6 protein-coding genes are annotated in these 10,637 nt (G+C 36.8%); 1 reads left to right on the forward strand and 5 read right to left on the reverse strand.

Annotated features, from left to right (window positions below):
• Nucleotides 1-56: 56 nt before the first annotated feature.
• Both EKM02_RS14325 and hflX read right to left on the reverse strand, forming a co-directional pair.
• The gene (locus tag EKM02_RS14325; protein ID WP_126456305.1) at nt 57-1,010 is read right to left on the reverse strand and encodes an alkaline phosphatase D family protein; all 954 of its coding nucleotides are present in this window, start codon (nt 1,008-1,010) and stop codon (nt 57-59) included.
• A 469-nt stretch (nt 1,011-1,479) separates the two neighbouring features.
• A complete protein-coding gene (gene hflX, locus EKM02_RS14330) occupies nt 1,480-2,730 on the reverse strand; it encodes a GTPase HflX (protein ID WP_126456307.1) in 1,251 nt (416 codons plus the stop codon).
• A 596-nt stretch (nt 2,731-3,326) separates the two neighbouring features.
• Between hflX and EKM02_RS14335 the strand changes: the two genes are divergently transcribed.
• Nucleotides 3,327-5,510 carry a glycoside hydrolase family 97 protein gene (locus EKM02_RS14335; RefSeq protein ID WP_126456309.1) on the forward strand — a complete coding sequence of 728 codons (2,184 nt, stop codon included), beginning with the start codon at nt 3,327-3,329 and terminating at the stop codon, nt 5,508-5,510.
• 58 nt (nt 5,511-5,568) lie between these two features.
• Here EKM02_RS14335 and EKM02_RS14340 read toward each other — a convergent pair whose 3' ends face one another.
• Genes EKM02_RS14340 through EKM02_RS14350 form a run of 3 tightly spaced genes read right to left on the reverse strand, consistent with a single transcriptional unit; the run spans nt 5,569 to nt 10,294 of the window.
• Nucleotides 5,569-6,030, reverse strand: coding sequence for an FKBP-type peptidyl-prolyl cis-trans isomerase (locus EKM02_RS14340; RefSeq protein WP_126456310.1), 462 nt, complete (start codon nt 6,028-6,030; stop codon nt 5,569-5,571).
• Between the two features lie 60 nt (nt 6,031-6,090).
• Entirely contained in the window at nt 6,091-7,446 is a 1,356-nt protein-coding gene (locus tag EKM02_RS14345) for a DUF5689 domain-containing protein (protein ID WP_126456312.1), read from the reverse strand.
• 10 nt (nt 7,447-7,456) lie between these two features.
• A complete protein-coding gene (locus tag EKM02_RS14350) occupies nt 7,457-10,294 on the reverse strand; it encodes a carboxypeptidase-like regulatory domain-containing protein (protein WP_126456314.1) in 2,838 nt (945 codons plus the stop codon).
• Nucleotides 10,295-10,637 lie beyond the last annotated feature (343 nt).

Raw genomic sequence — 10,637 nt, forward strand, 5'->3', positions numbered from 1 at the left:
AGTCATACTATTCTATTTTAGTTATCTTCGTAAGATAATCAAAATCTACAATGGTGCTACCGAAGGTTTAGTTCAACAACAGCTCCAGTTGTTCCAGCTTGAAGATCACGACCGTGTAATCTTGTGTCTAACATCACTAAATCAATATTATTACCGTAAGGAATAGCACGGTATATTTGATAAGGATCTACAGTTCCAGTTTCCCGAATAGGCAACCATTCGAAATAAGCTTTTTTACCATAACCCATTCGGTCTTCCCAATCTCCTTCACCTGCATCATGATTTCCAGCACCGTGCATCCAGCTATTGTCAGCTGTTTCATGATCATCCCAAACACAAATCCAAGGAAACAATTGATGATTTCTTCTTAAATCTGGATCTAAACGGTATGATGAATAACGAGTTCTATAATCTGCTAGCGTTGTAATTTCGTTTTCAGGTTGCCAGTATCTATTAGTAGAAGGATTCGGAGAATATCCTCCAGTTTCATATTCATAAATATAATCACCTAAGCAAATTACCGCATCCATATCATTACGTTCATTCATTATTTTATAAACGTTAAAAAAACCAGCTTCAAGGTTTGCACAAGAAACGACTCCAAAACGAGAACTTCCTATAGTAACTGTTGGTGCTGTTTTAGTACGTCCAATTGGACTCTTTTTGTTAAAAGCTTCAAATTGATAGTAATAATACTTGTTTGACTCAAGCTTATCAGCATCTATTTTTACAGTATAATCTCTGTCTTGGTTCGTGACACTGGTTCCACTGTCGACAATAGAAGTCATTGTGGTGTCAGTAGCAATTTTCCATTGAACAGTTACTTGATCAGCACCTAAGTTTGCTGGAGTAACTCGAGTCCATAGAATAACTCTGTCAATTAGCGGATCTCCTGAAGCAACTCCGTGGTAAAAGGGAAATAAGCACGGCTCAATATCTAGATTTGATTGCGCCATACTACTCACTAGTCCAGAAAGAAAAAAGAGTGCCGTAAAAATAAAATTCTTCATTATTTTGTTGTTTTATAATTTTTACAAAATAAATAAAGTCCTATTAATAAAAAATCAACCCCTTATTATCATACTATTGTTTTTAAGTATTTTAATTGTAAAATAAATGAGCTCGCTTTACGTAAAAATAACATTACGAATAGGAATAATTAACATGCTTTATAATACAACTGGCTTTCCCTATAAGAGTTATGGAACTATTTTATTATATCGGTTGTTTCAAGATAATTTCCTACTAACATAAATATCCTTAAGGTTTAAAATAATTCCAAAATCTCCGAGGGAAAATCTGAGTGCATAACCTAAAAATTAATTTAGGAATTGCTCTTTTTTTATACCAAACAGTATTATAATATAGATTACTATAAACTTGTTTGACAGCGCAATAGCCTGAAGCAAGAAGGACAGGCACAAAAAAATCCCTCTTAAAACTTCAAAAGGGATTGGTTTATTTTAGTTTTGGAGAAAATTATTCCATTTCTTCCGCGTCTTTGTCTTCTTTCTCCACTGCGTCTTTATAATCCGGATATAAAAACTTATTGTACGGAAAACGGGTAATGTGAATGTGACGTACGGCTTCATAAACACGTTCTCTGAATTCCTCAAAATTTTCCTTGTTAGTAGCCGAAATAAACAACGCATTTTGCTCGCCTACTCTGCTCATCCAAGTCGATTTCCATTCTTCCAGCGTGTAATGTCTTGGCGTTTTTTCGGTCATTAAATCATCTTCGTCAATAGTCAAATGCTGGTAAGCATCAATTTTATTGAAAACCATAATAACCGGTTTGTCATTTGCCTTAATATCCAATAAAGTTTGATTTACGGATGCAATATGATCTTCAAATTCAGGATGCGAAATATCAACTACGTGCAATAACAAATCCGCTTCACGAACCTCATCCAGCGTGCTTTTGAAAGAATCAACTAATTGTGTTGGCAATTTTCTGATAAATCCTACCGTATCCGAAAGCAAGAAAGGCAGGTTTTTAATAACTACTTTTCGGACGGTGGTGTCCAGCGTAGCAAAAAGTTTATTCTCTACAAAAACATCACTTTTGCCAACGGCATTCATCAAGGTTGATTTCCCCACATTAGTATATCCCACCAAGGCCACACGAACCATAGCGCCACGATTGCCGCGCTGCACACCCATTTGCTTGTCGATGGTTTTTATTTTTTCTTTCAATAACGCGATTCGGTCACGAACAATACGTCTGTCGGTTTCAATCTCCGTTTCCCCGGGACCACGCATTCCAATTCCCCCTTTTTGGCGTTCAAGGTGCGTCCACATTCCGGAAAGCCTTGGTAATAAATATTGACATTGCGCTAATTCTACTTGCGTTCTGGCGTACGAAGTTTCAGCACGTTGCGCAAAAATATCCAAGATAAGGTGCGTTCTGTCCAGAATTTTACATTCCGTTATGATTTTAGATATATTTTTTTGTTGTGAAGGTGATAATTCATCATCAAATACCAAAGTCGAGATATCATTTTCTTTTACAAAAAGATGAATCTCTTCAATTTTTCCGGTACCAACAAAAGTCTTGGGATTAGGACGTTCCATTTTTTGCGAAAAACGTTTCACCACTTGCCCTCCTGCGGTAAAAGTCAAAAACTCTAATTCGTCAAGATATTCGCGCAGCTTCTCTTCACTTTGGTTTTGAGTTACAATACCAACTATAGCCGTCTTTTCGAAATTTATTACTTCTTTTTCTAACATATTTTTGAATAAGTTACAAATTTAATGATTTGTAAGGGACTTATTGAGTTCTGGGTTTATAAAAAATTAGAAGCCGTAAATAATGATAGTTTTTTTGTCGATCCGAAAATTATACTGCTGAAATGTTTTCCTGCGAATAAAATAAATTCAGCCCTGTATTTCTGCAGATGAAACTGCTATTTAACTCCAGAACGAGAAAAGTTTTGCCACAAATCACCATTTAATTTTAAAAAATCAGTGAAAATTCGGATAATTCGTGGCTAAAAAAATTTGCCGAATTTGCAGTTATTTTAAAAATTTTTATTCTTGCCTCGCACACATTAAATGTTAGTTCTATTTTAATAAAGTGCATCATTTGAAAACAGTTTCGGCGCTAATTTTGACCTACTATCAATTAAATTGAACAAAACAGTACATCATTCCAAATTTTATTCCACTGGAAAGAGTGTGAAATAAACAATAAAGAGTTTACTTTTACTTTTTAAGAAATTGCAGCGATAACTACAATTTTGTTACTGTTTTAAATAAAACGATTTCGTAAAAATCAAGCCGAATTATAAAACCAAAAATCAATTAGTAATTTATATTCAATAAAAATGAAGCATTATCTTTTTTCACTACTATTCACTTTAACGTTCTTGAGTAACGTTGCGGCACAACAATTAAAATCACCCAACCAAAAATTCACAATGGATTTTTCATTGTTAAGTGACGGCACTCCAAGTTACACTTTGAGCTACAAAAATAACGTCGTTATAAAACCTAGTAAACTGGGTCTCGAACTAAAAAGCGACAAAAAAACAATGTTGTATGATTTGACATATAGTACTAATCCCGCTGAAAAAAAATTACTTTTTGATAAAAATTCGTTGTTAAATAATTTCACGATAACAGATACCCAAACAGCCACTTTTGATGAAAACTGGAAACCCGTTTGGGGAGAAGTAGCTTCCATTCGCAATCATTATAACGAATTGGCAGTAACCTTAAATCAGAAAGAAACAGACAGGAAGATTGTGATTCGTTTCCGTTTGTTTGACGATGGTTTAGGATTTCGTTATGAATTTCCTTCGCAAAAAAACCTTACTTATTTTGTAATTAAAGAAGAAAGAACTCAGTTTGCCATGACAGGAGATCATACTGCATTTTGGATTCCGGGTGATTATGACACTCAAGAATACGATTACACCACATCAAAATTATCGGAAATCCGAGGCTTATCAGAAAAAGCAACTACCGCAAATGTTTCTCAAAAGTCTTTTTCGACAACAGGAGTACAGACTTCGCTAATGCTAAAAACAGCAGATGGATTGTATATCAATTTACATGAAGCAGCATTAATCAATTATTCGTGTATGCATTTGAATCTAGATGATAAAAATATGGTATTCGAATCTTGGTTAACACCAGATGCCAAAGGAGACAAAGGATATATCCAGGCTCCAAATCATACGCCTTGGCGTACAATAATTGTTAGTGATGACGCAAGAGAAATTCTGGCTTCAAAAATGACATTGAACTTAAATGACCCAAGCAAAATTGAAGATACATCATGGATAAAACCCGTTAAATATGTAGGTGTTTGGTGGGAAATGATCACCGGAAAAAGTTCTTGGGCGTATACGGATGAATTTCCAACGGTACAACTTGGCGTTTCTGATTTTTCAAAAGCGAAACCAAATGGAAAACACGGTGCCAACAACACTAATGTAAAAAAATACATTGATTTTGCCGCTAAACACGGTTTTGATGCCGTTTTAGTAGAAGGCTGGAATGAAGGTTGGGAAGACTGGTTTGGTCATTCCAAAGATTATGTTTTTGATTTTCTGACTGCATATCCGGATTTTGACGTCAAAGGATTGCATGAATATGCCAAATCAAAAGGTATTAAAATGATGATGCACCATGAAACTTCAGGATCTGTGCGTAACTATGAGCGCCACATGGATAAAGCGTATCAGTTTATGAAAGACAATGGATACGATGCTGTAAAAAGTGGTTATGTAGGTGATATTATGCCAAGAGGCGAAAACCACTACAGCCAATGGATTGTCAATCACTTTCAATATGCTTTGGAAAAAGCAGCCGAATATAAAATTATGTTGAATGCTCACGAAGCGGTTCGTCCAACGGGAATTTCAAGAACCTATCCCAATTTAATTGGTAACGAAGCAGCAAGAGGAACAGAATACCAAGCTTTTGGTGGTTCTAAACCCAATCACGTGACAGTGTTGCCTTTTACCCGTTTAGTAGGCGGACCGATGGATTATACTCCTGGGATTTTTGAAATGGATTTAAGCAAATTGAATCCGGATAATAATTCCCATGTCAACAGTACGATTGCAAATCAATTGGCATTGTACGTAACGATGTACAGCCCGTTGCAAATGGCCGCCGATACACCGGAAAATTACGATCGCTTTCCGGATGCTTTTCAGTTCATCAAAGATGTAGCCGTAGATTGGTCTGACAGCAAATACCTTGAAGCAGAACCTGGTCAATATGTTACTGTTGCGCGTAAAGCAAAAGTGACGAACAATTGGTTTATTGGTAATGTAAATGGCGATACTTCTCGTACATCAACCATCAAATTTGATTTTTTGGAAAAAGGAAAAAAATATGTTGCCACTATTTATGCTGATGCAAAAGAGGCACATTATAAAACCAATCCACAAGCCTATACGATTCGTAAAATGACGGTGACTAACAAATCAAAACTGGCACAACTCAGTGCTCCCGGTGGAGGTTATGCGATAAGTATTGTCGAAATCAAAAAGTAAATAACTACAAAAGGCTATCCGAAAAGATAGCCTTTTGTGAATTTATAATAGTCTTTAACTAATTTACTTTAATCAGTTTAACATTAAAAACAAGAACAGAACCTCCTGGAATTGGTCCTCTATCATTGCTTCCATAACCCAGGTGAGCAGGAACTAAGAGAATTCCGTTGCCACCTTCTTTAAAAAAGGGAATACCTTCTGTCCATCCTTTTATCACTTGGTTCAAACCAAATGAAATGCCTGAAGCATCACTTTGATCAAAAACATTTCCATTAGTAAAATATCCTTTGTAGGCTACTGTTACATTAGATGAAGCTGTTGGTTGAGCGCCAGTTCCCGCTTCATCAACCACATAATACAATCCTGAATCGGTTTTTGTGGCAGTCAATTTATTTTTCGCAATGTAATCCACGATTTCTTTTTCGTTTTGAACCGTGTAATCAACAGGTTTAGATGCTTCGTTATCCGATAAACAAGAAACAAATAATAAAGAAATTAAGGCTAATAAAGTAGATTTCATAATTTAATTTAAACGTTAATGCTGCAAATATAGTAATTCAAGCAAAGTCTTTTATAAAAATTATTTATCACCAAAAATCTGGACGTCATCTACTTGAAAAGCGCCATCCAAAGCCAGATTTTTTCCGGAGCCTGTATATTTAAAAGCAATGCTGATTTTACCTTGGTATGCAGATAAATCTACTGCGCCACTTCCTATAAATTGATACCAAGGCGTGGCTTGTTTGGGCAAATTAACCATTAAGGGAATCCATGTGGCAGTTGCAAAATTCAATCCGTCAAAATTACTGGAAGCATACACTTCCAAGGAATTTAACTGGGAATCAACGTCTAAATGATGCTGAGCGCTTCTAAAAGTAAGGACTTCTTTCGTATGAACATCCATGTCAATTTTTGGCGAAATCAACCAAGCCACATTCGAAACAACTTTAGTTCCGCTAATGGCAAACTCGGCATACCCGTTACCGGAATAAACGGTGCCTTTCCAGAAAAGTGTTCCTTTTTGAACCATATTTGCCCAGCCGGGAAGACTCAAATTCGACTTATCGACAACTTTTTCAAAATCTTGAGAGAAAAAAGGAACAGCTCTGCTTCCAGTCATCACCACATCTTTTTCGGAACGCGGCAATAATTGGTAATCCGTTCCGTATTTCGTCAAAATACCCCTTACTTTTCCGCTCCCATCGGGAACAACTTTAGTCGAAAAATCAGAAAAACTACTAGTTCTAAAATAGACTTGATTGCCTAATTTATCGACTAATCCCCAATTTGTCGCACCGCCTACATTATTGGTTTCTTCAAAATAATGACGCCCTATTGCCAAAGCTGAAAACTGAACATCAGACAATTCGACCAACGTATTCAAATTAGAATCATTCAGCAGTTCCGACATGGTTAACGACCGAACCAAAACCTCCTCCTTTACATTCCTACACGACGCATTCAACACTTTTTTATACTCATTTTGTGAAAGTCGCCCCACGCCACCTTCATTATAGGAATTCACAAAAATACTTCCGATACGCATTCCACCAAATGAAATATCCGTATATTGATCTTTTAATTTTATATATACTTTATTGCCTAATCTATAGTCAATATACAAGTTGGTAGCATCCACAGGAACGCTAAATCCTATGGCTGGCGTTGTGGCTGTTGCCAAAGTCTGAAAGGAAATCGACTTGAAAAAATTTCCCGATTCATCGCTGGAAACCACATACGCCTCGATGACATCCTCGTATTTGTACTGTGTTACAATGGCATTCGCAACAGCAAGAACTTCGTTAACTGTTTTATTTACAACTAAATCCGGCTGGGTGCAAATGAGTTTTGGAGCCACAACCTCATCCGTTATGCAACTGCTGAAAGTGATTGTCAACAGTAAAAATAGAACCGGTTTGCAGAATATTGATTTCATGTGCTTTAATTTATAAATTGATATAAAGATTGACGAAATACGTTCTTCCGTATCCGTAAAAATATTTTGGTCCAAAAGAAGGCGTGCCACTGGAAACATCTTGATTAATTTGTCTGAAATTTGCGTTTCGGGCTTGTTCATAACCACCCGTTTTATAGGTAACATCGAGTACATTATTGATGCTGGCAAAAATCCCAACATTCTTTCCGTAAATTCTCCATGATTTTCCACCCACAAGGTTGAGCAACATCGTTGGATCAAATTTTTCTTGTTTTATGAGTACTGTAGCCCGTTCCTCCGTTGCCTCTGGAAAATTGAAACCGCTTGCGGGATTTTTATAAAATATTTCGGTTCTGGAAATAGGAGAAATATCAATATAACTGTTGGTGAGGTAATTTACATTGGCGCTAATCCACCAATATTTTGGATCTCGATATTCAATTCCCACGGAATACGCGCGTTGTGGCATTCCCGCTTGCTTATAATTTTTTAGGGAAGCTGTTCCAAAATCAAAAACCGGACTGGTATTTTCTGGAGTTGCTTCAGCATCGTTTGTCAAAGTCACTCTTGGATTACTGTCATACGTATATTCCCCGAAAGCGGCCGAAAAAGTGGTTTTAAATGTTTGGCTTAATTGGTATTCCAAACTGAATTCGGCCCCTACATTTTTCTTATTCAATTGTGTTAATGTCTGACTCACAAAAGCATCGGTATTTAAATAACCGGAGCCATCATCAAAAATTCCTTCGGCATAAAAAAAGGAAATTTGAGTCGCATTTTTAATTAAGGAATAATACGCAGTTAGTCTGGCTTTGAGTTTTGGGGAACGATAGATGTAACTGGCGTCCAAACTGCTGATGTTCTCACTTTCAATTCCGTCTACAATCGCATTATTCAATCGGGAATTCGCAAACGTATTTTTCAAAGAGGGTGCTTTTGTTAAATGTGCCGCATTAAAAGTCACCAGCTGTTTGCCGGAGATTTTGAAATTGAATCCGGCTTTGAAGCCAAAATTTTCAAATGCTATTTTTTCGCTTTTCCCGAAGGAATTGGTTTCATAAATTCCGTTTTTGTACAGACCTTCCCGTTGATAATCAGATTTGGAAAAGCTTTGCGCCAGATAAAAATCCACTTTGTTGTAGGTGAATTTGAATTGGGTAAATGCTTCTACAGTATTGGCAAAATAATTATAGTTGTATCCGTACGTATCCCCAACAACTACTTGACGGTCGGGACTATTCAAATCAGACTGGGATTGATTTCCACTATAAAAAGCATCGATATCTTCAAAATAGGAACCGCCAAGCAAGTCCAACAATTTTTGTGAATTATGCGATTTTAGTTTTTTGAAAGATGCTCCTGCATTCAAAAAAATATTTTCCGACAGTTGCGCACTCAAATTTGTTGTGGCCACCGCTGTCTGATCTTCTACTTGATCTTCATACAAAACATACTTGCTTTTTGTGGGTTCGTAGCCCGTAATTGTTCCATTAGCATCCAAAACTGGATTTTGATTGGCTCGGTACAATGCGGTCCAATCAATTTGCGAATTGGCTAAAAATTCCGCTTTACTTTTTTCTGCATTTTCATAATCCGGAGTAAATGCACCCGAGAATTCTCCATTATCAGGCGCATAAAGAGAGCTGTAATAACTGGGCATATTTCGATAATACGTTGGATCAGGACTATTCGCATTTTGATAATCGATGTTGCTGTTGGCAATTGTTCCAAATTGATACGTCACACTCGAATTCAAATTGGTTTTATCATTGATTTTAAAATAATGATTCAGCATTATCATGGGTTCTTCAATGGTTTTGATGCGGGCGTTTCTTTTTTCATTCTCTTGAAAACCCCAATACGAATTGTATTTTACGTTTGTCAATTGGGTAACTTCAGCTGTATTAGGGGAATTTTTGGCTCTGGAATTCGGGGTGTACAGTGCCGTGAGATTCAACGAATGCTTCTCGCCTACTTTTTTTTCGAGACTTATAAAAAAGGAATTCGCATCATAACTTGTCCCTTCAAAATACCCTTCTTGCGCCCAGCGCTTTCCTGCCGAAACTACAAAAGCCCAGCCACGGGAATTCATTCCGGAAGCATGCGTAGCCATGGTGCGCCAACTGTAATTGGTATTGGTCCCAGAAAATGAAATTCGAGAACCTGGTCTGTAAATAGAGGCTCGCATATTGATTTCCTGTGTCCCTAAAATACCCCCAAACGTATAATCCGAAGGGGCAGTTCCCAGGGTAAATTCCTGATTACGTAGCGCGTCATTCAATCCGCCCCATGCACCCCATTGCGGTCTGCCGTCATAAATTTTATTCATGGAAACGCCATTGATCATCATTGTGGAATGTTCGCTGTCTAATCCCCGAACTCTAAAACGAGCTTGTCCCCAGTTGAAAGCGGCAGCTTGCAAAAAAGCATCTCGGGAGGATTGCAAGAGTCCGGAAGTACTTTCGGAACTGCTGTTGTCTTCGCCAAAATCACTTTCAATAAGTGTGATGATACTGTTTTGCTGCTCTATGGATTGGTCTTGTTCTAAAGATATGGTTCCCAAATCCAGCATTTGTCCTTCGGTAATTTCAACGGGATACAAGCCATCTTTGAAACCCTGACTGTGTACCAGAAGCAAAATATTTCCTGTGGGAACGGTATCAAAACTGAAATTACCATCCGTTTTAGTGAGTTGCATTAAAGTCGTATTTTGAACACTGACCACCACAAAACCTAACGAAATTTGCGTTTTTGAATCGATGATTTTTCCAAAAAACCCTGTGTTATTTTGTGCCGTAATGCATCCCAGTTGAACCATGAAAAAAAAAGCTACGTAAAAATTATTCATATATTCAAACGATGAGGGTTCTATTTAATAAAAATTATAAATTCCAATAAAAAGTTCAACCGTTACAATGAATTGCAACGGTTGAACTAAAAACATAGAAAGCGTTTTCCGAAAGGGAATAACTTTAAAAACAATTAAAAATGAATTTTGGAAAAATGGTATAAAACCTTACTACTATAATGCTGAAAAAAGTGGTATTTAAAATTCAGCCTGTTGTCACGAACGAATTATAATGTTAAATGTACAAAAAAATACTAACATAACCCGTTGAACTAAACCTTCGGTAGCACCATTGTAGATTTTGATTATCTTACGAAGATAACTAAAATAGAATAGTATGACT

This window comes from Flavobacterium sp. RSP49 (assembly GCF_003968735.1).
In the GTDB taxonomy this organism is placed as follows: Bacteria; Bacteroidota; Bacteroidia; order Flavobacteriales; family Flavobacteriaceae; genus Flavobacterium.